General features: G+C 63.8%; 24 protein-coding genes and 1 pseudogene. 15 read left to right on the top strand and 10 right to left on the bottom strand.

Annotated features, from left to right (window positions below; translation table 11 throughout):
* Nucleotides 1-13: 13 nt before the first annotated feature.
* Together ACQ4WL_RS22920 and ACQ4WL_RS22915 are read left to right on the top strand one after the other, a co-directional pair.
* Nucleotides 14-523, top strand: a pseudogene (locus ACQ4WL_RS22920) (HDOD domain-containing protein); the annotation flags it as partial.
* 196 nt (nt 524-719) lie between these two features.
* Nucleotides 720-1,016, top strand: coding sequence for a flagellar protein FliT (locus ACQ4WL_RS22915; RefSeq protein ID WP_495542731.1), 297 nt, complete (start codon nt 720-722; stop codon nt 1,014-1,016).
* 439 nt (nt 1,017-1,455) lie between these two features.
* On the opposite strand, the gene ACQ4WL_RS22910 is transcribed toward ACQ4WL_RS22915, so the two are convergent.
* Nucleotides 1,456-2,586, bottom strand: a complete 1,131-nt coding sequence (locus tag ACQ4WL_RS22910) for a type IV pilus assembly protein FimV (RefSeq protein WP_436511813.1) — start codon at nt 2,584-2,586, stop codon at nt 1,456-1,458.
* 171 nt (nt 2,587-2,757) lie between these two features.
* On the opposite strand from ACQ4WL_RS22910, the gene fumC reads away from it, so the two are divergent.
* The 3 genes from fumC (at nt 2,758) to ACQ4WL_RS22895 (ending at nt 4,878) form a co-directional block, all read left to right on the top strand.
* Nucleotides 2,758-4,152: a class II fumarate hydratase gene (gene fumC, locus ACQ4WL_RS22905; protein ID WP_436511812.1), complete on the top strand. Its 1,395-nt coding sequence runs from the start codon at nt 2,758-2,760 to the stop codon at nt 4,150-4,152.
* 95 nt (nt 4,153-4,247) lie between these two features.
* Complete coding sequence (locus tag ACQ4WL_RS22900) at nt 4,248-4,469, top strand: RNA-binding S4 domain-containing protein (RefSeq protein ID WP_035825476.1); 222 nt, start codon at nt 4,248-4,250, stop codon at nt 4,467-4,469.
* Between the two features lie 124 nt (nt 4,470-4,593).
* Nucleotides 4,594-4,878 carry a hypothetical protein gene (locus ACQ4WL_RS22895; RefSeq protein ID WP_034759786.1) on the top strand — a complete coding sequence of 95 codons (285 nt, stop codon included), beginning with the start codon at nt 4,594-4,596 and terminating at the stop codon, nt 4,876-4,878.
* Nucleotides 4,879-4,882: 4 nt separating this feature from the next.
* Here the strand turns inward: ACQ4WL_RS22895 and bufB are convergent, their stop codons facing one another.
* The 9 genes from bufB to ACQ4WL_RS22850 form a co-directional block, all read right to left on the bottom strand.
* Nucleotides 4,883-6,514: an MNIO family bufferin maturase gene (gene bufB, locus ACQ4WL_RS22890; RefSeq protein WP_436511811.1), complete on the bottom strand. Its 1,632-nt coding sequence runs from the start codon at nt 6,512-6,514 to the stop codon at nt 4,883-4,885.
* Nucleotides 6,515-6,531: 17 nt separating this feature from the next.
* Nucleotides 6,532-6,834, bottom strand: coding sequence for a BufA1 family periplasmic bufferin-type metallophore (locus ACQ4WL_RS22885; RefSeq protein ID WP_436511810.1), 303 nt, complete (start codon nt 6,832-6,834; stop codon nt 6,532-6,534).
* Nucleotides 6,835-7,089: 255 nt separating this feature from the next.
* Nucleotides 7,090-7,290, bottom strand: a complete 201-nt coding sequence (locus tag ACQ4WL_RS22880) for a YjfB family protein (protein WP_034781856.1) — start codon at nt 7,288-7,290, stop codon at nt 7,090-7,092.
* Nucleotides 7,291-7,347: 57 nt separating this feature from the next.
* Nucleotides 7,348-7,884 carry a molybdopterin-guanine dinucleotide biosynthesis protein B gene (gene mobB, locus ACQ4WL_RS22875; RefSeq protein ID WP_436511809.1) on the bottom strand — a complete coding sequence of 179 codons (537 nt, stop codon included), beginning with the start codon at nt 7,882-7,884 and terminating at the stop codon, nt 7,348-7,350.
* An 82-nt stretch (nt 7,885-7,966) separates the two neighbouring features.
* Nucleotides 7,967-9,430 (bottom strand): alkaline phosphatase family protein, encoded by a 1,464-nt coding sequence (locus ACQ4WL_RS22870; protein WP_436511808.1) that lies wholly within the window; start codon nt 9,428-9,430, stop codon nt 7,967-7,969.
* Nucleotides 9,431-9,530: 100 nt separating this feature from the next.
* Complete coding sequence (locus ACQ4WL_RS22865; RefSeq protein ID WP_436511807.1) at nt 9,531-10,220, bottom strand: general secretion pathway protein GspB; 690 nt, start codon at nt 10,218-10,220, stop codon at nt 9,531-9,533.
* 1 nt (nt 10,221) lies between these two features.
* Complete coding sequence (locus ACQ4WL_RS22860; protein ID WP_436511806.1) at nt 10,222-11,865, bottom strand: AAA family ATPase; 1,644 nt, start codon at nt 11,863-11,865, stop codon at nt 10,222-10,224.
* Nucleotides 11,866-11,916: 51 nt separating this feature from the next.
* Nucleotides 11,917-12,441 carry a hypothetical protein gene (locus ACQ4WL_RS22855; RefSeq protein ID WP_436511805.1) on the bottom strand — a complete coding sequence of 175 codons (525 nt, stop codon included), beginning with the start codon at nt 12,439-12,441 and terminating at the stop codon, nt 11,917-11,919.
* Between the two features lie 230 nt (nt 12,442-12,671).
* Nucleotides 12,672-12,959, bottom strand: coding sequence for a hypothetical protein (locus tag ACQ4WL_RS22850; protein WP_034759823.1), 288 nt, complete (start codon nt 12,957-12,959; stop codon nt 12,672-12,674).
* A 348-nt stretch (nt 12,960-13,307) separates the two neighbouring features.
* Here ACQ4WL_RS22850 and ACQ4WL_RS22845 point away from each other — a divergent pair, with 348 nt between their 5' ends.
* From ACQ4WL_RS22845 to ACQ4WL_RS22800, 10 genes are all read left to right on the top strand, one after another.
* Nucleotides 13,308-14,180, top strand: coding sequence for a glucosamine kinase nucleotide-binding domain-containing protein (locus ACQ4WL_RS22845; RefSeq protein ID WP_436511804.1), 873 nt, complete (start codon nt 13,308-13,310; stop codon nt 14,178-14,180).
* Between the two features lie 2 nt (nt 14,181-14,182).
* The gene (locus tag ACQ4WL_RS22840) at nt 14,183-14,917 is read left to right on the top strand and encodes a GntR family transcriptional regulator (RefSeq protein ID WP_436511803.1); all 735 of its coding nucleotides are present in this window, start codon (nt 14,183-14,185) and stop codon (nt 14,915-14,917) included.
* Nucleotides 14,914-16,026: an N-acetylglucosamine-6-phosphate deacetylase gene (gene nagA, locus ACQ4WL_RS22835; protein ID WP_436511802.1), complete on the top strand. Its 1,113-nt coding sequence runs from the start codon at nt 14,914-14,916 to the stop codon at nt 16,024-16,026. The genes ACQ4WL_RS22840 and nagA overlap by 4 nt, the downstream gene beginning before the upstream one ends.
* Nucleotides 16,016-17,029 (top strand): SIS domain-containing protein, encoded by a 1,014-nt coding sequence (locus ACQ4WL_RS22830; RefSeq protein ID WP_436511801.1) that lies wholly within the window; start codon nt 16,016-16,018, stop codon nt 17,027-17,029. Before nagA ends, ACQ4WL_RS22830 begins: the two co-directional genes overlap by 11 nt.
* Before the next feature lie 135 nt (nt 17,030-17,164).
* Nucleotides 17,165-18,424 (top strand): ABC transporter substrate-binding protein, encoded by a 1,260-nt coding sequence (locus ACQ4WL_RS22825; RefSeq protein WP_436511800.1) that lies wholly within the window; start codon nt 17,165-17,167, stop codon nt 18,422-18,424.
* Between the two features lie 4 nt (nt 18,425-18,428).
* Entirely contained in the window at nt 18,429-19,301 is an 873-nt protein-coding gene (locus tag ACQ4WL_RS22820; RefSeq protein WP_436511799.1) for a carbohydrate ABC transporter permease, read from the top strand.
* A 2-nt stretch (nt 19,302-19,303) separates the two neighbouring features.
* A complete protein-coding gene (locus tag ACQ4WL_RS22815) occupies nt 19,304-20,152 on the top strand; it encodes a carbohydrate ABC transporter permease (RefSeq protein ID WP_436511798.1) in 849 nt (282 codons plus the stop codon).
* Complete coding sequence (locus ACQ4WL_RS22810; protein ID WP_436511797.1) at nt 20,149-21,501, top strand: MFS transporter; 1,353 nt, start codon at nt 20,149-20,151, stop codon at nt 21,499-21,501. The genes ACQ4WL_RS22815 and ACQ4WL_RS22810 overlap by 4 nt, the downstream gene beginning before the upstream one ends.
* A gap of 14 nt (nt 21,502-21,515) precedes the next feature.
* Nucleotides 21,516-22,673, top strand: coding sequence for an ABC transporter ATP-binding protein (locus tag ACQ4WL_RS22805; protein WP_436511796.1), 1,158 nt, complete (start codon nt 21,516-21,518; stop codon nt 22,671-22,673).
* Between the two features lie 160 nt (nt 22,674-22,833).
* Entirely contained in the window at nt 22,834-24,135 is a 1,302-nt protein-coding gene (locus tag ACQ4WL_RS22800) for a tetratricopeptide repeat protein (protein ID WP_436511795.1), read from the top strand.
* Nucleotides 24,136-24,190: the final 55 nt, after the last annotated feature.

Genomic DNA, 24,190 nt, shown 5'->3' with positions numbered 1-24,190 from the left:
CAAGGAGATTGCCATGCAACTCGAAGCGCTGTTCCAGCAACCCCACGCCCTGCCTGCCGCCCCGAGGATCGTCGATGAACTGGTGCGCAGTTTCGGCAACCCCGCCATGGCCACCGAAGACATCGCGCGCCAGCTGGGAGCGGACCCGGTGCTGAGCGCCAAGCTGCTGCGGCTGGCCAACTCGGCCTATTACCACGTCTCGCGCAGCATCGGCACCGTCGAAGACGCCGTGCTGATGCTCGGTTTTGTTACCGTGCGCCCCCTCGTTATCAGCTCGGGCCTGGTCAGCGGCTACAAGACCGTGCCCGGCCTGAATCTGCCGCAGTTCTGGCGCTACAGCCTGCACAGCGCCGTGTCGGCCCGCTGGATCGCCAGGCACACGGGCGACAAGCAGGACCTGGCATTCACCATCGGCATGATGCATGCAATCGGCCAACTGGTGATCCATGCCGCCATGCCCGAGCAAGCCATGCAGCTCGACAAGATCGCGCCGCCGCTCGATGCGCGCCGGCTCGATGCGGACTGAAAGAACTCGTTAAATAATGACAAGTGCCGGCATCGTCGCTTCCAGCGTCCATGCGGGTTTGCGGGCAACGCCGGCGACCGGCAAAAAATCCTCACATTATTTTCACTTTTTTTCAAAAATACCCTCAAGTTCCCGATCAGCACGCCGTTAATCTAGACAAGCGGTAATCCATTCACTAGTTACGGGTGTGCTCATGACCTCCAACGACGTTCTCTCGATGTATGAAAATATTGCAGGAATGACCAATAAAATGGTTGTGGCCGCACGTTCGAGCAACTGGGATGGCTTGGATACCCTGGAAAACCAGTGCGCCAGCGCTGCCAGTACGACCATGACGGGCAGCGTACCGGCCCTGGCCGGCGCCTCGCGCCTGCGCAAGATCGATTTGCTCAAGCAGATCCTGGCCAATGACCGCGAAATCCGCGCGATTACGGAACCGTGGATGACGCAGCTGTCGAATGCCATGCCAGGATCGCGCGCCCGCATGTAAGTCAGCATGTAAGTGAATAAGCAAGCTTGCAGCACCAGAAACACCAAAAGCACCCAGTGGTGCTTTTTTTACGTCTGCCGCCGCGCCAGGGAGCGCGGCATCTGCGGCGCCCAGGAAGCAAGGAGGGGAATTTGGAAGGCGAACCCCAGGTATCTCCTGGCGCCGCCTCACTGCCGGTTGCATCCGGCGTTCGCGAGCACATCGTCGGCATCGCAAACCGCTTCCAGACCCAGGCGTTTATGCAACGCTACACCTGTTTGCCGCGCCACACTATCGTTGGTGACTGCGCCAGGCTGGGACTGTTTTGTCGTAGAGCAAGTCCACTAAATTAATCATATCACCATCTTTGAAAAATAGGCAACACGATAGACAGGGATTTTTCTGTCTTTTTTGAATATCTTTTTTTATATCAAATTTTTAGTGCAGCCTTGCAGCACCATTAACGCGAGAACGGCTCCGGTTCCGGCTCGGCCGCTTCACCCTCCAGCGCTTCCGTCAGCACCGGCACATCCTTCTTCTTGCGGCCGAACGGTTTGCGCAGCAAGACCCAGTATTTCGACGGCGCACCCGGCCCCGCAGCTTGCTTGCGCTTGCGCACGACATACACGATGAGCGCCGTCAGCAGCAGGAAGATCAGCGTGCCAACACCCAGCCATAGCAAGCCGTTGCCGCCCGCTTTGGTTTCCTTGTCAGCCGCTGGCGCCGCGTGCAGGGGCTTGGGCTTGGCATGGGGCACTTCCGCCACGGCAGGCGCTGCGGCAGGAGGAACGGCAGCGGTCGCAGCGACGGGCAACGCCAGCGCCTTTTGCAAGACGCCGATCTTGCCTTCCAATTCACCGAGCTTTTCATTCAGGGCCACGTTTTTCTGGTCCAGCGCCACACACTCTGCCGCCTGCTCCATGTTGGCCTGCGGCGCACAAGCGGCCACGGGCGCCATGGCGCGGCGCAACGGCGGCGGACGCAATGCAGGAGCAGCCGGCATGGGCGCGGCGGGCGGCGGCACAAACACGCGCGCCGGGCGCACCAGGCCCTCGGCGCGCGCGCGGGCCGCCAGCGCGGCGGCATCGAGCGGCGGCGCGCCGGGCGCAACGCGCGACGGCGGCAGTGGCTGCACCAGCGGCACAGGCGCCGGAATAGCAGGCCTGACTGGCGCACTGGCGGCGGCGGGCGGTGCCGGCGTCAGCCACAGCGTACCGAGGCGCACGATGGCGCCACTGCCATTGCCCAATAACAAATACAAATGCACATGACCGGCCTGGATCGCTTGCCGGGTAGTCACGCGCACATAGTGCCGCCCACCCCGTTCCAGCGGGCTGATCGTCAAGGTTTGCAGGGCCGGGTCCATGCCGATGCCGCCGCCCCGGTACACATCGGGCGAGGCCAGGCGCACGGCCACGCCGCCGGCCTCTTCGGGAGTCAGGGCCGTCAGTTCGATCTCGGCCAGCAAGGGCTGCCCCACATGCGACAGCACCGCCATCTCGCCTAGTTCGGCCGCCATCACGGGCGGCAAGGCCAGGCTGGCGGCGGCGCACGCGATCAGGGACCAACGGGGAACAACGCTGCTTTGCATGGACTGATCGCTTTGATAACAAGATAAGAAGGGGAACTCGTCTGTCTTTAACGGCAGGAAATCGCAAAAATATAGATGGGTCATGGCGAAAATGATGCAATACAGCATCATCCTGTGTCTTTTTGACGTCTGGAGTACACTCGATCCACCTCCATCGATGAAAGGGATGCCATGAGCAGCAGAATCGAACGCGACAGTTTCGGCCCGATCGACGTACCCGCCGACCGGCTTTGGGGAGCGCAGACGCAGCGCTCGCTTGAGCACTTCCATATCTCCACGGAAAAGATGCCGCCCGAACTGATCGCCGCCCTGGCCACCGTCAAGCGCGCGGCAGCCCACGTCAACCTGGACTTGGGATTACTGGATGGCAAGAAAGCCATCGCCATCACGCAAGCGGCCGACGAAGTGCTGGCTGGCAAGCATGACGCAGAATTCCCGCTGGCCGTCTGGCAGACGGGCTCGGGCACGCAAAGCAATATGAACATGAATGAAGTGCTGGCCAACCGCGGTTCCGAGCTGATCGGCGGCTTGCGGGGCGCCGAGCGCCTGCTGCACCCGAACGACGACGTCAACCTGGGCCAGTCCTCGAACGACATCTTTCCGACCGCCATCCATGTGGCGGCTGCCCTGGCTGTCGCCAACACGGTCTTGCCGCCGCTGCGCCAGCTGCGCGCCACGCTCGACGCCAAGGCCACGGAGTTTGCCGACATCGTCAAGATCGGCCGCACGCATTTGCAGGATGCCACGCCACTGACCCTGGGCCAGGAGTTTTCCGGCTATGTGGCACAGCTGGACTTCGCCGAGCACATCATCACGGCAGCGTTGCCGCCGCTGCTGCAGCTGGCCGCCGGCGGCACGGCCGTGGGAACCGGATTGAATGCCCACGTGGAATTTGCCGGCCGCATCGCTCTTGAACTGGCGCGCCTGACGAGTCAGCCGTTCGAGACGGCCAGCAACAAGTTTGCTGCCCTGGCCGCCCACGATGCGCTGGTGGCCGCCCATGGCGCGCTGAAAACCCTGGCCACGGCCCTGATGAAAATCGCCAACGACGTGCGCTGGATGGCGTCCGGGCCGCGTTCCGGCCTCGGTGAAATCACGATACCTGAAAACGAGCCGGGCAGCTCCATCATGCCGGGCAAGGTCAATCCTACCCAGTGCGAAGCGCTGACCATGCTGTGCTGCCAGGTATTCGGCAACGATGTCGCCATCACGGTGGGCGGCGCCTCGGGCAATTTCGAGCTGAACGTCTTCAAACCCCTGATCGCGCACAATTTCCTGCAAAGCGCGCGCCTGCTGGGCGACGGCATGCGCAGCTTCGACGCGCATTGTGCGCACGGCATCGCGCCGAACCGTGGTCGCATCGCCGAACTGATGGAACGTTCCCTGATGCTGGTCACGGCGCTGGCGCCGCACATCGGCTACGACAAGGCGGCGCAAATCGCCAAGCAGGCCCAGCACGAAGGCACGACCTTGAAGGAAGCCGCGCTGGCCCTGGGCTTTGTGACGGAAGAGCAATTCAATGCATGGATCGTGCCCCTGGAGATGACGCGGCCCAATAAAATCTGACTTCCACCCTGCATCCCTGGCGGCTTCAGCTAAACTATGGATTAGTTGAGGTCGTCATCAAGTGTTTAAAACACATTATTGCAATAAGGGATACAATGCAAAAAGTAAGCTTTGATTTAACATCCGAGTTCGTCGAGCTGAACCAGCTATTGAAGTTGGTCGGCTTGTGCGACAGCGGTGGCGCAGGCAAGGTCATGGTCGATAGCGGCGTGGTGAAGGTCGATGGCAAGAAGGAATTGCGCAAGACCGCCAAGATCCGCGCCGGCCAGGTCGTCAGCGTGGGCGATATTCGTATCACGGTCGTCGCTCCAGTCTGACCCGGTATGGGGCGCGAAAGCAGCCCCATGCGTCCAGCCAGCATGCCTGCCAGCCCGGCTGCCCGGATGAAGCTGCAACATGTCGTTATTGTCAGATAAATATCGATTGCAGAAGGGAAGCGCCATGGACCATCCCGAACAAGGTACGCGCAGCCAGGAACGCCTGATCGGCGACTTGCGCCAGGTGATAGAAAACGCGGAAGAATTACTGCGTAACACAGACAAATACACTAGCAGCTTGTACCAGAGCGCGCGTGCCAGGCTGGAACTGGCCCTCGTCGCGGCCACTGCCGAACTGGCCCGCTTTGAAGAAGAACAAGTGACGCGCATGATGGACGCCACCCTGGCCGCGAATGCCCTGTACCGCGATCAGACGGGCGAAGCGCGCTTGCTGCGGGCCTTCGAATAAAGCGTCACGCCGCCAGCACCGCATGCGCCAGCCACTGGCGCAAGTGTGCCGCCAGGTCAAATGCCGGGTCCCGCTCGAACGCCGCATCGAGCGCGGCGCCAAACGTTTGTCCTTGCTGCAACGCCAGCAAGGCCGCGTGCGCGGCCGCATCCACTAGCAGCACCTGCGCCTTCCAGCGCGGCCGGCATACGAGCGCCCAGCTCGCCACCTGCATCTCTTGCGGAAACCTCCCCTGCCCTTCACCTTCCTGATGCGCCTGCCACAGGGCCGCCACTTGCCAGCGCGACGCCAGCAAGGCGCAAGCGGGATGCAAGGCAAAACGGCGCGTTTCCAGCTGATCGGGATGCAAGGCGGCCAGCGCCTCGGGCACCAGGCCCTGCGCATCGGGCGCGTAATGGGCCAGGTGCACGCCCCATTCCAGGCGCGCCATGTCTGGCAGGTAGGGTAACTCGTCCACGGGCGGGAAGGCAGCGAGAAAATCGGCGAAACGGGCGCCAAACTGGTTCAAATCGGCGCTATCTGACGGATACTGACGACCGTAGGCGCGCGCCAGGCCGCCAAAAAAATCCTCGCCCACCAGCGCCAGCACGACGGGATAAGCCTGGCCCAGGGTGTGGCGCCAGGTGGCGCTCAAGTTGCCGCGGTACAGTGAAAAACGCTGCGGCACCGCCTCTCCCACAAACGATGGCAGGACTGCCGCCCCTTGCGCGGGATCCAACAAGGCCGTGGCAAACGCTTGCTGCTGCTGCGCCAGTGCTTCGGCGGGAGCGGCAGGAACGGTCGGCGACGGCGCCCTTCCCTGCCACGGCGCCTGTGACGCATGGCGCGCCAGCATGGCCTGTGCCTTGTCCGCCTCGCCCAGCAAGATATCGAGCGGCGGCAAATACGTATCCCATTCGACCAGGGTGGGCACGGCGCCAAAGCGCAGCAGCGCGGCCGCATACAAGTCCCAGACAGGATCGGCGACGGCGGCGCCATGGTGGTCGATCACGGCGTGCGGCGCCACCAGATGGCCGCCCAGGTGCAGCTCGCCAACGCTGCCCGGCGCGATACTTTGCAGGGCGAGCAGGGCATCTTCACCGTGGTTGCACTGGTTCACATACAGGTTATTAATATCGAGCAACAACCCGCAGCCGCTGCGGCGCGCCAGTTCCGCCAGGAATTGCGCCTCGCTCATGGCATCGTCGGCAAAACGCAGATAAGTGGAGACATTTTCCAGCAAAATCGGCCTTTTCAGCACATCCTGCACACGGCCCACCCTTGCGCACAGCAAGTCCAGGGCCGCGCCATTCAAGGGCAGTGGCAACAGATCATTGAGTTGCTGCTGCATCACGGCGCCCCAGCACAGGTGTTCCGACACGAGAGCCGGCTCAATGCGCTCGACTATGGCGCGCACGCGCTGCAAATGCGCCTCGGAAAACCCGTGCGCCGATCCGAGACCCAGGCCCACGCCATGCAGGCTGATGGGGTAATCCTGGCGCAGGGTCTGCAACACATGACTATCCCAGCCCGACGGCTGCAGATAATTTTCGGTATGCACTTCCAGCCAGCCCACGCGAGGCCGGCGCGCCAGGAAGTCGCGGTAGTGCGCGGCGCGCAAGCCGACGCCGGCAAGCGCTCGAAGTGGCTGCGGCATGGGCAAGCGGCGAGAGCTTACGGCTGGGTGGCCGGTTTGGTGGCCTTGCCGGCCTTGATGGGCTTGACGGAGCCGCCCGCCTGCTCGCACGTGCCCTTGGCAACATAGGTCCATTCCGTGGGCAAGTTGTCCGCCTCCGCCTGGCCCGCGCAGGAATGCGCGCCATCGGACGAGGCGCAATCGTTCTGCCCTGCCTTGGCCACGCCATAGCATTTTTCCTTGTCGCCAGGGGCGGGACCATCGTGCGCGGCCGCGTTGACGGAGGTACCGGCGCAGATGCCCGCGAGGGCAGCGGCGATGAGAGCTTGACGTTTGTTCATGAGAAATCCTCTTGCATGGGTCAAAGTAATGGCACGCCCCGGGTTGCACCATGGGCAACGCGAGGTAATGGGCACCATTTTACTGAATCGGCCGCGCCATGGCGAACCATGGTCAGTTAATCAACTTGTCAGGGGGCGGGAAGGAAGGCGAAAGGAAGGCTGGAAGACAGCAGACAAAAACGCCCACTCGCCACCGTCGATGACGGTGCTGTGGGCGTAAATGTGGCGAGCGCCGGACTGGCGCTGCGGGACTACTCAGGCGGTCGTGTTGATGCGGTTACCGAGGTGAGCCGGCAGACTCGGCGCCGACTGTACCGGTGGCAGCGCTGCCAGCAAGGCAGTGGCAGTCGAGCTTTGGATATCCTGGGCTTTTTTCAGGACAGTCAAGCCGACGGCTTGCCGCGTGCCTGTCTCCGCCATCGTGGTTGACAGTTGAGCAATGCTTCCGACGTCCATACGTTTCTCCAATGAGGTTCTACCAGTATTAACGGATGGCCGCAGCAAACCTTTAACTTATTTTTCCAGCTTATTTTCCAACTGCAGCAGCAGCCAGGCCAGCACCTGCTCGCGCGCATTCAAGTCCAGCCATTGCACGCCCTCGCGCAAGTCGGCCGGCGCCGGGCTGTCGGAGGCGACGGCGATCACCTGCGGGTCATGCGGATACAGGGGCGCCTGCCCCACTTCCGGGCGGAACACTTCCAGCTTGGGGATGGGGTCCGTCTTGAAGCCTTCCACCAGGGTCAGGTCTGCCGGCCCCATGCGAGCCAATTGCTGTGCCAGGCTCGGCTCGGGAGCGCCGCGCAGCTCATGCACGATGGCAAAGCGATACGGCGACGCCACCAGCACTTCCGCCGCCCCGGCCAGGCGCAAGCGGGCGCTGTCTTTTTGCGGCGGCTCCAGCGCCAGGTCATGGTGGCTGTGCTTGACCAGGTTGACGCGCAAGCCGCGCGCCGCCATTTCCTTCACCACAAACTCCAGCAGGGTCGTCTTGCCGCTACCGGAACGGCCGATCACACCCAGTACCGGGTGGGCGGGCATCGCATCGTACATGGTCACTCCTTGATTGAGAAGCAGTGATTATACGCAGCCCCACCGGCGCCAGCGCCTTGTATTGCCCAGCTCATCACACAGGTCAAGCGCCGCCGGGCTTCCCCCCATTCCTGGCGCCGGCAGGCGCCGGCTTGCCGCCCTGCCACCGGCGCCTGCCCGCCGGCTTCGGCACTGTCGCGCCCGTCGTTTTGCCCGCTGTCTTGCTATTCACCGCCTGCGCATTCCTGGCCGTGCGCGCCAATTGCCGGTGGGCGGCGATTGTGCCCGCCTCGGCATCGGACTGGGAGGGGATGGCGACAGCGACCGCCAGCTCGCCAGCCAGCGCCAGCGGGGCGAAATCCTGCGCCCGCACATCCGCTTCCCATGCGGCGCGCTGCGCCAGCACAGCAGCGGGCACGGCGGGCGCTGCGCGCGCTTGCGCCAGGGTCAGCACGGCGCCCAGGCCGCTGGCGGCCGCCACGCGCGCGCCCATCTGGGGCAAGGCGCCATCGGCGGCGCGGCAAAAGCGCTGCAAGATGGTCTTGATGATTGACGTGTGGTCGAGCACCTCGTGGCTGACGCTGCCTGGCGCGATCAGCGGCGACACCAGCAACATGGGCACGCGCACGCCGTACTGGCGAAACGCGGGCTCGTCGTCCACAGCGGCAGGCGGCGGCACATGATCGAAAAAGCCGCCGTGTTCGTCATAACTGAGGATCAGCAAGGTGCGCGCCCAAGCCGGTCCACGCGACAGGGCCTGGTAGACCTGCGCCGCCAGTGCCTGGCCGGCGCGGATATCGGCCGGCGGATGGTCGTCATTATCAAAGAAATGCGGATCGATCCAGCTGACCGAGGGCAAGGAGCCCGCCAGCGCATCGCCGATGAATCCATAGCGGCGTGCGAAAGAGCCGAAAGGCTCGTAAAACTCGGACGAGCGGTAATGGTCGTCCGTCAGCGCCAGGCTCCAGGGTTTCCAGGCGGAATAAAATTTCCAGCTGACCATGGCATGCTCGAGGTGGCGCACGAAGGACTTATTCGCATACAGGGGCACGCGCTTGCTATCCTTGCTGCCGGCCGCCTTGCCGCTGACCGCATACAGGCGGTTGGGCCAGGTGGCGCCCGGTACGGAGCTGTAGCAGCGGTCGCAGACGCAGAACTGCTGCGCCAGGAAATCATACATGGGCAAGTCGGCCCCATTGTAGTACCCCATCACCAGGTCGATGTCGGGGTCGCCCGGATGCGTTTGCGCATAGTCGTCGATGAAGCCGCCGTTATTGTTTTGCAATTGCTGCGCCACCGACAGGCCAGTATGCGACGGATCTTGCTGGGGGCCGAAGGCCGTGCGCCGCAAATGGTGCACGGGGTAGGTCACGCCCGCGTGCACGTTGGCATGGCTGGCCTGCAAGCCATCGATGTCGGTGCGCCCGCCTTCCAGACTCAGGTAGCCAAGCATGTGGTCGAACGAGCGGTTTTCCATCATCAGCACGACGATATGGTCGATACGCGCCAGATTTTCCGGCACATCCATATCAAGCGCACCCTCACCAGCAGTTGCGGCAGCAATCATCGGAACTCCCCGGCCGCGCACACGGACGCAGCGACTCTGGTTCGACCAGGCCAGGCCGGGTTGGTTCAGCGACTGCGGCCCGGCCTTGATGCGCAACAACTCAGTACGGCACGCGGTAGCGGTAGCCCTTGAAGCTGAAGATGGCCGCCTTCGGCTGCAACTTTTCCAGCACCAGGCCCGGTGCCAGTTCCTCGCCTTCATGGCGTAGGACCTTGTCGATCAGCAACAGGCGGTCGGCCGGATTCTTCGAATAGATATAGCCGCCGATGGCAATGGCGGGGATTTGCCGCTGTATCGGCTCGGGCAAGTCGCGCATGCCGGGTACGCTTTCCTCGGCGGCGGGCGTGGGCGGCACTGCAGGCGCCGGGGCCACAACGGGCGGCGGCGCGGCCTGGCCGGGCGTCTCCTGCTTCGGTTCCGCCACGGGCCTGGCATGATGCACAGGCGCGGCGGTGGCCGCTGGCGGCACGAAGGCCGCCACAGGCGCGGGTGCGACCGCCGCTGGCGGGGCAGCCACGGGCAAGGGCGCGGGCACGGCCTGGGCCAGCACGGCAGGGACGACAGCAGCGGCAGCAGGCGCAGCCGCGCCCGCCTGCCAAGGCTGCCACAGCAGCAGCGCCGCAGCCACGGCCACGGCGACGCCGCCCAGCGCCAGCCAGACTGGCGCGCGCCGCGCAGCAGAGGACGCCGCGCCATCGTGCAGCTGCACTTGCGGCGCGTGGATCGACGGCAACTCGCCCAGTTGGCGCTCGGCCTGCGATTTTTTCAGTGCTTCAAGTATGTAGGACATCTTATTTCCCCGCCACCATCGCCGTCGCAGCGGACGCTGCCACGGCAGGAGCTGCGCTGCTCAGGCGCGGCTCCGCGTTGTCACCCAGTTGCATCAGGCGTATGTACGTTTTCGGTCCCGCCAGGCCATCGGCCCGCAAGTTCTGGCTTTGCTGGAACGCGCGCAGCTTGCCTTGCATCTCGGCATCGAGCGGCAGGTTGGCGGACGGTGCCGGCAAACCCCGCTGCTGCGCCAGGCGCTGCGCCAGCCAGTCCACGTCGGCGCCGCGGGCACCCAGCGGCACCTCGTCGCGCCAGGCGCGCGGGGCGCGCCAGAAAGTGGTAAAACTGCCATCGCTGCGCTGCGCCAGCTCGGCCAGCGGCAGGCTTTGAGGCTTACCATCGAGCATCAGCGTGGCGGTCTCGCCCTGCAGCCGCGTCAGCAGCGCCAGCCGTTCCGCCCCTTGCGCATCGCGCAAGGCCAGCATGGCGGGACGGTCCAGCACGCGCAGTTCGGCGATGCCGCTCCGGCTGTGCAGGCAACGCAGGCCGGCGCGCGCGCCCGCCTGGCAAGCGTCGCCGACCGGCAACTGCTCGCCCCACAAGGCGGCCAGCTGGCGCAGCACGGCGTTGCGGTCCGGCACGCTGGCGGGCGCGGACGTCGATGCGGCGGCGGCCACCGCTGCAGACGCCGCCGGCACGGAGGGTGCCAAGGCCGGTGCGACGGCCGCCGGTACAGGCATACTGGCGTGCGGCATGAAATGCCAGGCCAGTGCGGCCGTGACCACGGCGCCGGCCAGCACGCCGACCGCCACATGCGGCCAGCGCAGGCCCCGTCCGGCAGCCGGCTTCCCCTCTTCCGCAAACACTTCCTCGGCGGCACGGCGCAATATCTGGCGCGTCACCTGCGGCTGGTTTTCCACATAGGCGCCCAGCAGCGCGCGGTCGCACAGCAGGTTGATGCGGCGCGGCACGCCATGGCTCAAGGCGTGAATTTGCGCCATCAAACGGGGCGCGAACGGCGTCTGCGCCGTGCTGCCTGCGACGGCCAGGCGGTGGCGGATATAGCTGGCCGTTTCCTCGGCCGTCAGCGAGCCCAGGTGATAACGGGCAATCACGCGCTGCGCCAGCTGCTCGAGTTCCGGCCGGGCCAGCATGGCGCGCAATTCCGGCTGGCCGATCAGGATGATCTGCAGCAGCTTGCGCTCGCTCGTCTCCAGGTTCGTCAGCAAACGCAGCTGCTCCAGCACGGCGGCGGACAGGTTTTGCGCTTCATCAATGATCAGCACATTGTTCTTGCCCTGCGCATGGCTGGCCAGCAGGTGTGCATTGATGGCGTCAACATAACCTTTCACGCTGGCCACGCCAGGCGCCATGGCGATGCGGAATTCCTCGCAAATCGACAGCAGTAATTCCTCGACGGACAGTTTCGGATTGAAGATATACGCCAGCTGGCAGTTTTCCGGAATCTGTTCCATGAAGCAGCGGCAGACGGTGGTCTTGCCGGCGCCGATTTCTCCCGTCAGCAGCACGAAGCCGCCGCCGCTGCCCACGCCATACAGCAGGTGCGCCAGCGCTTCGCGGTGGCGTTCGCTCATGAACAGGTAGCGCGGATCGGGGGCGATCGAGAACGGCGATTGCTTGAGCTGGAAATAATGCGTGTACATGGAGACCCTGCGGATGAAACGATCAAAATGCGCGGCGGCAAGCCGAACCCCTCATCGGGTGCGGGCGGGCGGCAACGGCTTGTATTTGGCGCAATACACTTTCGCCTTGCTACGGAAGTAGACGATTTTACTGCCAGGCATGGAGCCGCGGACGGGAAAGGCGGAATTGTCGAGCTTATTGAAACGCAGGCCCGAGGCGCTGCGGATGGCCGGCTCCAGCTTTTCCGGCGTCGCGTCCGCCACCACGCCCATGAAGACGAGGGGACTGGTATCGTCGCTGACGATCACGTCGGTAATCGGCGCGCCCCACAGGCTGGCGTCCGTGCGGAACCAGTAGGCGCCCCCTTCATGCTTGTAGGCAGGACCGAAGGCCGTCAGCAAATAGGCATAAAAGGCCTTGTTGTCGATCTGGTCGATGCACAGCACGGCATTGCCCACCACTTGCCCGAACGTGGACGGCGCTGCCTTTTGCTGCGCCAGCACGCCAGACACGGGAACACTTAAGGCCAGCAGGGCGAACGCCGCCATCAGGGCCGGCGCACGCCACGGGCGCATCAATGCACGACGCACGCGCATGATCAGCGCTTGCGCTCTTCTTTCTTGACCTTCTTGGCTTCCTTCTTTTCCTTCATGCTCTTGGCCGGTTCCTTCTTGGCTTCCTTCTTGCTGTCCTGTGCCTTGCTCATCATTTACTCCATACCTGGGCGAAAATGCCTTGGCCATTATGACACTCCCCCATGAAAATGCCACCGTAAAAGCAAAACGGCCGCACAAGGCGGCCGTTCCAGTCGCACGTCAGTGCCAGATCAATGCAGGCACAGGCGGCGGCGCGTCTTTTCGATCAGTGCTGCATCGTAGGGATACAGGTTCTCGATAAAGAACAATTCCGTTTCGGCCTCGTCTTCCAGACACATTTCAATCATGACCGGGCCATCGCTTTCGCGGCCCAGGAAATCCTTCGGCCAGCGGTTCTTGCGGTGCGTGCGCATCATTTCCATGCCCAGCGCAGCCAGCGGCGCCGACACGCCGGCGGCCAGCGCCTCTTGCTGCCAGTCGTCCCAGTACTCGCTCTTTGCTGCCTTGTCGTTCATCATGCTCTTCCAACTCAGGTGTAAAAGGCGGACTTTACTCTTCATGGCGTCCCTTGCCAAGCATGCATACAAGCAATAGCGCAACACCAGACATAGACCACTCGGAAAAAATTGGCATTAAACAAGGCCAATTTCAATACCATTCACCATACAGAAAAAATCCTTTAGTAACAAACACTTGCAATCAATCCATCGGGCATGGCGCGACATCGATCAAGGCATTTATCAATACCACTTAAATACCTGTTGACAAGCCATTGAGGCGACAATATAGTGCCTTCAGCTTTTTCGCCGCCCGACAAATAAAAGAACCGAGACAGGCGCAATCAACCATATGCGGGACTGCACAACATGATCGAATACACAATCGGCGTCGACGGCGGGGGCAGCGGCACCCGTGTACGCCTGGCGCGCCTCGATGGCTTAGAACTGGCACAGGGACAAAGCGGCCCTTCCGGCCTGGGACTGGGCATCGAACGGGCCTGGACGTCCGTGGCGCATGCCGTCACCCTGGCCTTTCGCGCCGCCGGCCTGGAACAGCCATCGCTGCAGCGCATGGCCATCGGCCTGGGCCTGGCCGGCGTGCACAACAAACAGTGGGCCGCCAGCTTCGTCGAACACAATCCCGGCTATGCCTTTGTCGCACTCGAATCGGATGCCCTGACCACCCTGCTGGGCGCGCACGCGGGCCTGCCGGGGGCCATTGTCGCCATCGGCACCGGCAGCGTGGGCGAAGTGCTGCACGCGGACGGCAGCCGTCACGAAGTGGGCGGCTGGGGCTTCCCCTCCGGCGACGAAGCGGGCGGCGCCTGGATCGGCATGCGCGCCATCAACCACGCGCAGCAGGTGGTCGACGGGCGCGTGCCCGGCAGCGCCTTCGCCACGGCCGTCATCGACGCCTGCGGCGGCCAGCGCAACGCCATGCAAGTGTGGCTGGCAGCCGCCAGTCAGACCAACTTCGCGCAACTGGCGCGGCTGGTGCTCGAACACGCGGCCAGCAATGTCGTGGCGCGCACCATCCTGGTCGACGCGGGCAAGCAGATCGCCCTGATCGCCAGGGCGCTCGACCCGGCCGGCACCTTGCCCGTGGCCCTGTGCGGCGGCCTGGCGGCACCGTTGTCGGCCTACCTGCCGGCGGAACTATTGCAACTGGTCGTGCCGGCACAGGGCGATTCGGCGGCAGGCGGCCTGCGCCTGATACGCAAGCACTTGCAGGAGCAATGACCATGCTGGCCAAACTGTCTGCCTTCAAACCCAATCCGGCCAGCGACACGCCACTCTACATGCAGCTGGCGAACATGCTGTCGGACGGCATCGCCAGCGGCGACTGGCGCGCCAACCAGGCCTTGCCTTCCGAGCGCGTGCTGTCGGACATCCTCGAGATTTCCCGCGTCACGGCGCGCAAGGCCATCGACATGCTGTGCGACCGGGGCATGCTGACGCGCAAGCGCGGCTCGGGCACCTACATCACGCCCAAGCTGGAGCAACCGCTGTCGCGCCTGACGAGCTTTTCGGAAGAACTGCGCCAGCGGGGCTTCACGGCCGGCTCGCGCTGGCTGCAGCGCGATATCGGCGCGGCCGCGCCGCTGGAATTGCTGTCGCTGGGCCTGTCGCCGCACATGCCGGTGGCGCGTTTGCGCCGCCTGCGCACGGCCGATGACGTGGTGATGGCGATCGAAACGACCACCATCCCCGCCCTGTACATGCCGGATCCGCAGCAGGTGACCGATTCGCTGTACGGCTACCTGGAGTCGCGCGGCACCATCCCGATGCGCGCGCTGCAGCATATCCGCGCCGTCAACGCCACGGTGGAACAGGCCAAGCTGGCCAATATCAAGACGGGTGAAGCCATGCTGCACATCACCCGTGTCAGTTATCTCGACAACGGCGCAGCGGTGGAACTGACCCACTCGTATTGCCGCAGTGATTATTATGAATTCGTAGCGGAGTCGCGCAGATGAGCAGCACTATCAAAGGCAATATCCTTACCCCCGGCGGCTGGATCCACGGCGCCATCGCCTTCGGCGAGCGCGTCGACAGCATCACGGGCAATTCCCTCCACCCGTCGAGCAACAGCGACGATTATATTTTGCCCGGTTTTATCGACCTGCACGTGCATGGCGGCGCAGGCAAGGACATCATGGAAGGCGGCGACGCCGTCTACACCATCGCGGCCATCCACGCGCGCCATGGCACTACCAGCCTGCTGGCCACCACCATGACGGCGCCGCCGGAAGATATCGACATGGCCCTGACGGCCATCGGCATCGCCGCCAACCACCGCCGCCCGAACACGGCGCGCGTGCTGGGTGCCCACCTTGAAGGCCCGTACATCAATTCCGGCAAGCTCGGGGCGCAGCCCAACTATGCGCGCGCCGCCACGCTGTCCGAAATCGAGCGCCTGCAAACCCTGGCCAAGCTGCGCGTCATCACCGTGGCGCCGGAAATCGCGGGCCACCTGGATCTGGTGCGCGCCCTGGCCGACGCTGGCGTGCGCGTGCAGATCGGCCACACGCTCGGTTCGTACGAGGACGGCGTGGCCGCGCTGGAACACGGCGCCATGGGTTTCACGCATTTGTTCAACGCCATGAGCGGCCTGCACCACCGCGAACCGGGCATGGTCGGCGCCGCCCTGGCGCACGCCGAATACGCGGAACTGATACCCGACCTGCTGCACGTGCATCCGGGCGCCATCAAGGTAGCCCTGCGCGCCATCCCGCGCCTGTACTGCGTCACCGATTCGACCGCTGCCACCGGCATGCCGGACGGTGAATACATGCTGGGCCGCCACGCCGTGCAGAAATGCATGGGCGGCGTGCGCCTGCCCGACGGCACCCTGGCGGGCAGCACCCTGACTCTGGACCAGGCGCTGCGCAACCTGGTGGGACTGGGACTGGACCTGGCCGACGCGTCCAAGCGCGTCTCGACCAACGCCGCCGATTACCTGGGCCTGGAAGAACGCGGCCGGCTGGCCCCTGGTACTTACGCCGATCTGGTGGTACTCGATCGCGATCTCAAACTCAAAGCTGTGTATATAGAAGGAGAAATCTGTGACCTCAATGATGCTTAAAGAAGCCGTTTCCGCCGCCGAATGCGTCGCCCTGCAACTGGCCAGCGACACGGAACGCTACGCGGAACTGGGCCGCAAATTGAGGAGCACCTCGTTCTCGACCGCGCTGACCATCGCGCGCGGCAGCTCGGACCACGCCTGCAACTACGTCGCCTACCTGATCATGGCGCGCCTGGGCCGTGTCGTCGCGTCCCTGCCGATGTCGCTGGTGACCCTGAACAAGTCGCCGCTGGTGACGCGCGACACCCTGGCCATCTCGATTTCGCAATCGGGACAGAGCCCGGACGTGGTCGAACCGATCCGCTACTTCCGCGACGGCGGCGCCACTACCGTGGCCCTCGTCAACGACATCGATTCACCGCTGGCGCACGCCGCCGAGTGGGCCATGCCCCTGCGCGCCGGCAAGGAACAAAGCGTCGCCGCCACCAAAAGCTTCATCACCAGCCTGGTCGCCGGCGCGCGCATGGTGGCCCAGTGGCAGAACGACCCCGAACTGCAGGCGGGCCTGGAAGCGCTGCCTGAAGCGCTGCTCGAAGCGACCCGCGTCGACTGGTCGCCGGCGATTGACGTGCTGGCGCCGGCGCGCAACATCATGGTCGTGGGACGCGGCATCAGCTTCCCCGTGGCGCTGGAAGCGGCGCTGAAATTCAAGGAAACCTCGGCCCTGCAGGCGGAAGCCTTCAGCGGCGCCGAAATCAAGCACGGCCCGATGGCCCTGATCGAAGACGGCTACCCGCTGCTCATTTTCGCCACGCGCGGCCCGACCCAGGCCGGCCTGCTGCAGCTGGCGACGGAAATGCGCGGCCGCGGCGCCAAGGTCTTGCTGGCGGCGCCAAGCGATGTGGCCGAGCGCGACCTGACGCTGCCCGTGGCGGCCACGCCGGACCTCGATCCTATCGTTGCCATCCAGTCCTTCTACGTGATGGCGGCAAAACTGTCGGCCGCGCGCGGCATGGACCCGGATGCGCCGCGTCACTTGAGCAAGGTCACCAAAACGAATTAACAGGCAGTACCCGGCAGCTGCGCCCCCGGCACGGGGCGTGACTGCCGGTAGCGGAACAAGAATATAAGCGACGGCAAGGGCATGTACCCGCGCCGCGGACTCATGGACATTGGAGCGCCACGCTCCAGGATAAAAATGACGATCAAGAGACTGTTGGCAGTGTTTGCCTGCGCGGGCCTGCTCGCGCCACAGGCATGGGCGGCCGAAAAAATCGAATTCTGGACCTTCAGCATGAAGCCCAAGTTCACGCCGTATTTCAATGCGGTGGTGGCGCGCTATGAGGCGCAGAATCCCGGCGTCAAAATCGAATGGATAGACTTCCCGTGGGACGTCATCCAGACCAAGCTGGTCACGCGCATCGTGGCCGGCACGCCGCCCGCGCTGGTCAGCCTGAACGTGCCCTGGGCCGACGAATTTGCGCGCGACGGCTTGCTCACGCCCGTCGATGGCCTGATCGCGCAAGCGCGCGCCAGCTACATCCCCAGTGCCCTGGAAGACCTGCGCTTCAAGGGCCGTACCTATGGCTTCCCCATGTACAGCAATGTCGCGGTGATCGCCTTCAATACCGCCATCTTCAAACAGGCGGGACTCACGCGCGGCCCCGCCAGCCTCGATGAACAGCTGGCGTTCGCGCGCCAGATCGCGCAACGCACGGGCAAGGCCGGCATCGCTCCCGCCCTGTCGAAGATCGACGGCCTGTTCATGCAGCAGGGCCTGGGCGTGATCGTCAACAACCGCGCGGTCTTCAATTCGCCGCAGCACGTGGCGCTGGTGCAAAAGCTGGCCGACACCTATAAAGTGGGCGGCCTGCTGAAGGAAAGCCTGTTCGCCGAAGATAACTTCCCGGCCGTCATCGACGCCTACAAGGGCGGCCGCCTGGGCATGCTGCTGGCGCCGCCCACGGCCATGCAGCGCATCCGCGGCGACGCGAAGGACATCTACGCCATCACCGACGTGGCGCCCGCGCCGCTGGGCCCCACCGGCATCGCCGACGGCGGCTGGCTCGTGCACTTCGCCATCCCGAAAGGCGTACCGGCGCGCCAGCTGCCCTCAGTCGGCAAGTTCGCGCGCTTCCTGACGAATGATGAAAACCAGCTGGCGTTCGCGCGCCAGGCCAGCGTCTTCCCCACCACGATCAAGGCGGCGGCCGACCCGTTCTTCCTGTCCACGCCGCGCAACGCGGGCGCGGCCGAAAAGGCCGTGGCCGCAGGCGCCCTGTCGATGGGCCACTCGCGCACGCTGTACGTAGCCGGCATCGACGACTACGACGAATTGCGCCGCTCGCTGGTAAAAGCCGTCGAGGCGGGCGTGACGGGCAAGCAGGACGTGAAACAGGCGCTGGACCAGGCCGTCGCCATCTGGAACCGCAAGCTGGCCATCCTGCCGCGCCACTGAGGACATGATGAAACTCGCCCACCGCCATACCGTGCAAGCCTGGCTGTTCCTCGCCCCCGCCCTGCTGCTGCTGGCCGCCTTTTCCTTCTGGCCCGTCGGCTACGGCTCCGTGCTGGCGTTTACCGACTACAGCCTGATACGCGAGACGCGCTTCGTCGGCCTGGACAACTTCCGCTACATCTTCAATAACGAGATGTTCGTTTCGGGCCTGAAAAACTCGCTGATGTTTTTGCTGATGGTGCCCTTCGTGCAGGTGGGCGCCATCGTGCTGGCCGTGCTGGTGAACAACCGCCTGCCCGGCATCCGTCTGTTCCGCGCTGCCTTCTACGTGCCGGTGGTGACCACCGTTTCCGTGGTCGGCATCATGTGGGGCTTCATGTTCCACGAACAGGGCGCGCTGAACTACGTGATGATGACGTTAAAACTCGTGAACGCGCCCGTGGGCTGGCTGTCGGACGACAGCCTGGCCCTGTTTGCCGTGATGTTCGTCACCCTGTGGCGCGGCCTGGGCTGGTACATGGTGATGTACCTGGCGGCGCTGCAGTCGATTCCGTCGGACATGCAGGAGGCGGCCATGCTCGATGGCGCCAACCGCTGGCAGCGCTTCTGGAAGATCACCGTACCTATGCTGCGCCCCACCATCATGCTGTGCTCCATCCTGTCCGTACTGGCGGCATTGAAGGCTTACCAGGAAGTCGACGTGCTGACGCAGGGAGGGCCGATGAACTCGACCTTCACGGCGCTGTACTACGCCTACGACCAGGGCCTCAAACACTTGAAGCTGCCGCGCGCGCTGGCGGCCAGCTTCGTCGTTTCGCTGTTCTGCATAGCCATCGCCCTGCTATGCCTGCGCTATCTGAAACCCAAGCACCGCTGACCATGACAAGCCGTTCCCGCCCCCTGAAAACCCGCCTGCAACGCATAGGCCAATATGCCGGCCACTATGCCGTGCTGTGCGCGATCGCCGTCGTCTGCGTCTTCCCTTTCTGGTGGACGCTGGTGACGGCCATTTCCACGGAGGGCAATATCTTCGCCTTCCCGCCCACTTTCTGGCCGAAGGCGCCGTCCTTTGACAACTTCATCGAAGTGTTCAGCGCCATCCCGATCTGGTCGTTCTTCAAGAATTCCGTATTGATCGCCGTGTTCACCGTCTTCTGGAAACTGCTGCTGTGCTCATTGGCCGCGTATCCGCTGGCGCGCCTGAAATTCCGTGGCCGCAAACTCGTGTTCGGCCTGATCCTGGCCACCCTGGTGCTGCCGTCCGAGGTCAACTTCCTCGTCAACTTCATCACCATCACGCAAATGAGCCTGGTCGACACCTACACGGGCGTGATCCTGCCGAACGTAGTGACGGCCGTGGCCATCTTGCTGCTCAAGCAGGCGTTCGAGGAAGTGCCGCAAGACCTGATCGACGCGGCGCGCGTCGACGGCGCCAGCGAATGGGTCATCTTCAGCCGCATCATGCTGCCCCTGATTACGCCATGGCTGGCCACGGTCGGCATCCTGACGGCCGTCGAATCGTGGAATGAATATATCTGGCCTTCCATCGTCATGAGCAAACCCGATGAATTCCCCCTGTCGGTGGGCGTGCTGTACTTGCGCGGCACCTTCGGCAGCAGCACGCGCGTGATCGCCGCCGGCACCCTGATCACCATCGTGCCGACCCTGCTCGCCTTCCTGTTTACCCAACGCTTCTTCATGCGCGGCATGGACGGCGCAGTCAAATGAAAACGTCTCTCGATAAGGAAGCCTCCATGCACGACCAGCGCATCAGCATCAGCAAACGCAGCCCGATTTCCTGGGTGCCCACCTTGTACTTTGCCCAGGGCTTGCCGTTTTACGCGGTCGCCCTGGTGGCCGGCCTGATGTTCAAGAGCATGGGCGTGCCGAATGACCAGATCGCCCGCTGGACGGGCCTGATCGGCTTTGCCTGGGTCTTCAAGTCGCTGTGGAGCCCCTTCCTGGAGCTGGCGTCGAGCAAGAAGACCATGGTGGTACTGTTCCAGTTCCTCGGCGGCCTGAGCCTGGGTCTGATCGCACTGGCCCTGCAAACGCCGCTGTGGTTCGCCGCCTGCATCGCCGTGCTGTTCGTCGCCGCGCTGGCGTCGTCCACGCACGACATCGTCTGCGACGGCCTGTACATCGCCAGCCTGTCCGACAAGCAGCAAGCGGCCTACGCGGGCTGGCAAGGCGCCTTTTTCAACGCTGGCAAATTCATATCGCTGGGCGGCCTGGTGATCTTGGCCGGCTACCTGGAGAAAAAAATCGGCATCAAGCCCGCATGGTCGGTAATCTTCCTGATCATCGGCGCCATGATGCTGTCGCTGGCCGCCTACCACCTGTGGGCGCTGCCGCAGGTGCGCAATGCCGCCGTGACCGACAAGAGCGTGGCCGGTGTCAGCCGCACCCTGTGGGACGTGCTGGTGGACTTCCTGAAAAAGCCCGGCATCTGGGGCATGATCGCCTTCATCATCCTGTTTCGCGCCGGCGAGGCGCAAGTGCAGACCATCGGCCCGCTGTTCCTGCGCGAAGCGCGCGAGCTGGGCGGCCTGGGCCTGTCGACGACGGAAGTGGGCGCCGTGTACGGCACGGCCGGCACCGTGGCCTTTTTGCTGGGCAGCATAGGCGGCGGCTATTTCACATCCTGGCTGGGCCTGAAACGCGCCATGTTCTTCCTGATCCTGGCCATGAACTTGCCGAACCTGGTGTTCTATTATCTGAGCCACAGCATGCCGACCGATTTGACCCTGATCACGGCCGCGCTCAGCGTGGAAATGTTCGGCTATGGCTTCGGCTTCGTCGGCCTGATCCTGTTCATGATGCAGGTGGTCTCCGTGGGCAAGTACCAGACGGCCCACTATGCGTTCGCCACCGGCGTGATGCAGCTCGGTTTCGTGCTGTTCAAGATGATCAGCGGCGACATCCAGACGGCGCTGGGCTACAAGACCTTTTTCCTGTGGGTGCTGGTGTCGGCCGTGCCCGTATTGATCCTGTCGCGCTTCATGCGCATCGGACCGAAGGATATCTCCGACCAGGCTGACGCCGACGCCACGTCCGCGCCGGCCAGCGCCAGCTAGGAATCGCACAGTCCATGGCACATATCGCTTTAAAGAATATCGTCAAGCTGTATGACGACAAGCACCCGGTCATCCACGGCATCGACCTCGATATCCGCGACGGCGAATTCGTCGTCTTCGTGGGACCGTCCGGTTGCGGTAAATCAACCCTGCTGCGCATGATCGCCGGGCTGGAAGAGATCACGGACGGCGAGTTGCATATCGGCGGCAAGCTGGCCAACGATATCGCGCCGGCCGAGCGGGGCCTGGCTATGGTCTTCCAGAGCTACGCCCTGTATCCGCACATGACGGTGTACGAGAACATGGCCTTCGCCCTCTCCCTGGCGGGACACAAGAAGGCGGAGGTGCGCGCCGCCGTCGAGCGCGCGGCCGAGATCCTGCAGATCACGCCTTTGCTCAAGCGCAAGCCGAAGGACCTGTCAGGCGGCCAGCGCCAGCGCGTGGCCATCGGCCGCGCCATCGTGCGCAAACCCAAAGTCTTCCTGTTCGACGAACCGCTGTCGAACCTCGACGCCTCGTTGCGCGTGCAGATGCGCGTGGAAATTTCGCGCCTGCACCAGGAGCTGAAAACCACCATGATCTACGTCACGCACGACCAGGTCGAGGCCATGACCCTGGGCGAGCGCATCGTGGTCTTCAACGGCGGGCGCATCGAGCAGGTAGGCAGTCCGCACGAGCTGTACAACCATCCCGGCAACCTGTTCGTGGCCGGCTTCCTGGGCGCGCCGAAGATGAACTTCATCGCTTGCGAGGCCGTCGCCTGCGGTCCCGGCTCGGTGGCCGTGCGCCTGCCCGGCGGCGCCGTGATCGAGGTCGAGGCGCACGGTGATGGCGTGGCGCCGGGCGGGCAGCTGACCCTGGGCGTACGGGCCGAGCATGTCAGCCTGCGCGAGCATGCCAATGCGGGCAGCAATGCGGAAAACAACGTGCTCGATGTGGCCGTCAGCCATGTCGAATACCTGGGCGACGTGGCCATCGTCTACGCCAGCATGCCAGGTGTGGCCGGGATGCTGGCCGAGATGCTGGCCGTCAAGCTGCCGGCCGAGGATGGCTTGCGCCAGGCGGGCGACGCCATGCGCCTGCATCTGCCGCCGCAGCGCTGTCTGCTGTTCGATGCCAAAGGGCAAGCCCTGGCGCGCACGTTTGCCGCACCAGCCCAGCAGTTTATGTGACAATAGCCGCTCTGTATCATGCCGCTTCTGTTTGACTTATGCAGACAGAATGGCAGAGTGTGTGTTTTTCGAGCTTCCTTGCCCCTCTGGCTATGCCACTGCACGATGTTGCGGCTGCCAGTGCCGGTGCGTATTTTTGTTATTGATTGAAGGATAACCCATGTCCCAATTCCGTCTTGCCCGTCTTAGCCTGATCCTGGCCGCCATCGGCCTGAACGTCCTGCCAGCCCTGTCGCACGCGCAGGATGCCAAGCCAGCTGCCGCTGCCGCTCCAGCTGAATCGGTGCGTCCTGAAGTATTCAAGCTGCTCGATCCGACCGTCGTGAAGGCATCGATGGATGCCAAAAACTACGCCGACGTGCAAAGCCGCATCGACCAGGCTGCCGCCATTCCGGCTCTGACGCCCTACGAATTGTTCGTGCTGAACCGCCTGCGCGTGGCGCTGGCCTCGACCACCAACAATGCGCCGATGGCCATGACGGCGCTGGAAGCGGTGATCGAATCGGGCAAGCTGGACAAAAAATCGGAAGGTGACTTCATCCAGGCGCTGGCAAACTATCACTACAACGCCAAGGATTACCCGAACGCCATCAAATGGTTCACCCGCTACCAGACGGCAACTGGCGACGTGGCCACCGTGCGTCCCTACATCATCCGCGCCTATTACTTCAGCAATGATTTCGCGCGCGCGAAACAGGAACTGATGGCCGACGTGACGGCCAAGCAGCAAGCGGGCAAGGCGCCGAGCATCGAAGAACTGCAATTGCTGGCCAATACGGGATCGAAGAGCAAGGATCCGGCCACCTACCTGGTCGCCATGGAAAACCTGGTGCGCTACTACCCGTCGGACGACTACTGGAGCGACCTGCTGGGCCGTCTGCAGGGCAAGGCCGGTTACTCGGACCGCTTCGCGCTGGACGTACTGCGCCTGCAATTCAAGGCCGTGGGCACCATGCCGCCACAAGACTACAGCGACATGGCTGAAATTGCCCTGCAGAACGCCTTCCCGACGGAAGCGAAAAAAGTCATCGACGCGGGCTTTGCCAATGGCGTGCTGGGCACGGGTGCGAATGCCGCCAAGCACAAGAAACTGCGCGACCAGGCCAGCAAGGCGGCCGCCGACGATGCGAAAAACATCGCCAGCGGCGAAGCGTCGGCCATGAAGAGCAAGGATGGCACGGGCTTGATCAACCTGGGCTACGCCTTCGTGACGATGGACCAGTTCGACAAAGGTATCGACCTGATCCAGAAAGGAATCGCCAAGGGCGGCCTGAAGCGTCCAGAAGACGCCAAGCTGCGCCTGGGCTATTCCTACGCCATGGCCGGCAAGAAAGACGACGCCATCAAGGTCCTGGAAACAGTCAAGGGCGGCGACGGCGTGGGCGACCTGGCCCGCTACTGGATCCTGTGGCTGAACCGTCCTGCCACGGCAGCGGCGGCACCGGCAGCAGCGGCGCAGTAATTCCTGCTCCCCGCACCATGCGCAAAGCGGTTCCCGGCTCAGGCCGGGGCTGCTT

This window comes from Janthinobacterium kochi (assembly GCF_051380715.1).
In the GTDB taxonomy this organism is placed as follows: domain Bacteria; phylum Pseudomonadota; class Gammaproteobacteria; order Burkholderiales; family Burkholderiaceae_D; genus Janthinobacterium.
This window is presented reverse-complemented; position numbering and strand designations above follow the sequence as displayed.

Coding starts and splice junctions, on each gene's coding strand:
- ACQ4WL_RS22840 (WP_436511803.1), top strand. CDS start 14,183: ATGCTGGCCAAACTGTCTGCCTTCAAACCCAATCCGGCCAGCGACACG.
- ACQ4WL_RS22910 (WP_436511813.1), bottom strand. CDS start 2,586: ATGCAAAGCAGCGTTGTTCCCCGTTGGTCCCTGATCGCGTGCGCCGCC.
- bufB (WP_436511811.1), bottom strand. CDS start 6,514: ATGCCGCAGCCACTTCGAGCGCTTGCCGGCGTCGGCTTGCGCGCCGCG.
- nagA (WP_436511802.1), top strand. CDS start 14,914: ATGAGCAGCACTATCAAAGGCAATATCCTTACCCCCGGCGGCTGGATC.
- ACQ4WL_RS22825 (WP_436511800.1), top strand. CDS start 17,165: ATGACGATCAAGAGACTGTTGGCAGTGTTTGCCTGCGCGGGCCTGCTC.
- ACQ4WL_RS22855 (WP_436511805.1), bottom strand. CDS start 12,441: ATGCGCGTGCGTCGTGCATTGATGCGCCCGTGGCGTGCGCCGGCCCTG.
- ACQ4WL_RS22860 (WP_436511806.1), bottom strand. CDS start 11,865: ATGTACACGCATTATTTCCAGCTCAAGCAATCGCCGTTCTCGATCGCC.
- ACQ4WL_RS22845 (WP_436511804.1), top strand. CDS start 13,308: ATGATCGAATACACAATCGGCGTCGACGGCGGGGGCAGCGGCACCCGT.
- ACQ4WL_RS22865 (WP_436511807.1), bottom strand. CDS start 10,220: ATGTCCTACATACTTGAAGCACTGAAAAAATCGCAGGCCGAGCGCCAA.
- ACQ4WL_RS22810 (WP_436511797.1), top strand. CDS start 20,149: ATGAAAACGTCTCTCGATAAGGAAGCCTCCATGCACGACCAGCGCATC.
- ACQ4WL_RS22815 (WP_436511798.1), top strand. CDS start 19,304: ATGACAAGCCGTTCCCGCCCCCTGAAAACCCGCCTGCAACGCATAGGC.
- ACQ4WL_RS22870 (WP_436511808.1), bottom strand. CDS start 9,430: ATGATTGCTGCCGCAACTGCTGGTGAGGGTGCGCTTGATATGGATGTG.
- ACQ4WL_RS22880 (WP_034781856.1), bottom strand. CDS start 7,290: ATGGACGTCGGAAGCATTGCTCAACTGTCAACCACGATGGCGGAGACA.
- ACQ4WL_RS22820 (WP_436511799.1), top strand. CDS start 18,429: ATGATGAAACTCGCCCACCGCCATACCGTGCAAGCCTGGCTGTTCCTC.
- fumC (WP_436511812.1), top strand. CDS start 2,758: ATGAGCAGCAGAATCGAACGCGACAGTTTCGGCCCGATCGACGTACCC.
- ACQ4WL_RS22805 (WP_436511796.1), top strand. CDS start 21,516: ATGGCACATATCGCTTTAAAGAATATCGTCAAGCTGTATGACGACAAG.
- ACQ4WL_RS22800 (WP_436511795.1), top strand. CDS start 22,834: ATGTCCCAATTCCGTCTTGCCCGTCTTAGCCTGATCCTGGCCGCCATC.
- ACQ4WL_RS22885 (WP_436511810.1), bottom strand. CDS start 6,834: ATGAACAAACGTCAAGCTCTCATCGCCGCTGCCCTCGCGGGCATCTGC.
- ACQ4WL_RS22850 (WP_034759823.1), bottom strand. CDS start 12,959: ATGATGAACGACAAGGCAGCAAAGAGCGAGTACTGGGACGACTGGCAG.
- ACQ4WL_RS22900 (WP_035825476.1), top strand. CDS start 4,248: ATGCAAAAAGTAAGCTTTGATTTAACATCCGAGTTCGTCGAGCTGAAC.
- ACQ4WL_RS22830 (WP_436511801.1), top strand. CDS start 16,016: ATGATGCTTAAAGAAGCCGTTTCCGCCGCCGAATGCGTCGCCCTGCAA.
- ACQ4WL_RS22915 (WP_495542731.1), top strand. CDS start 720: ATGACCTCCAACGACGTTCTCTCGATGTATGAAAATATTGCAGGAATG.
- ACQ4WL_RS22895 (WP_034759786.1), top strand. CDS start 4,594: ATGGACCATCCCGAACAAGGTACGCGCAGCCAGGAACGCCTGATCGGC.
- mobB (WP_436511809.1), bottom strand. CDS start 7,884: ATGTACGATGCGATGCCCGCCCACCCGGTACTGGGTGTGATCGGCCGT.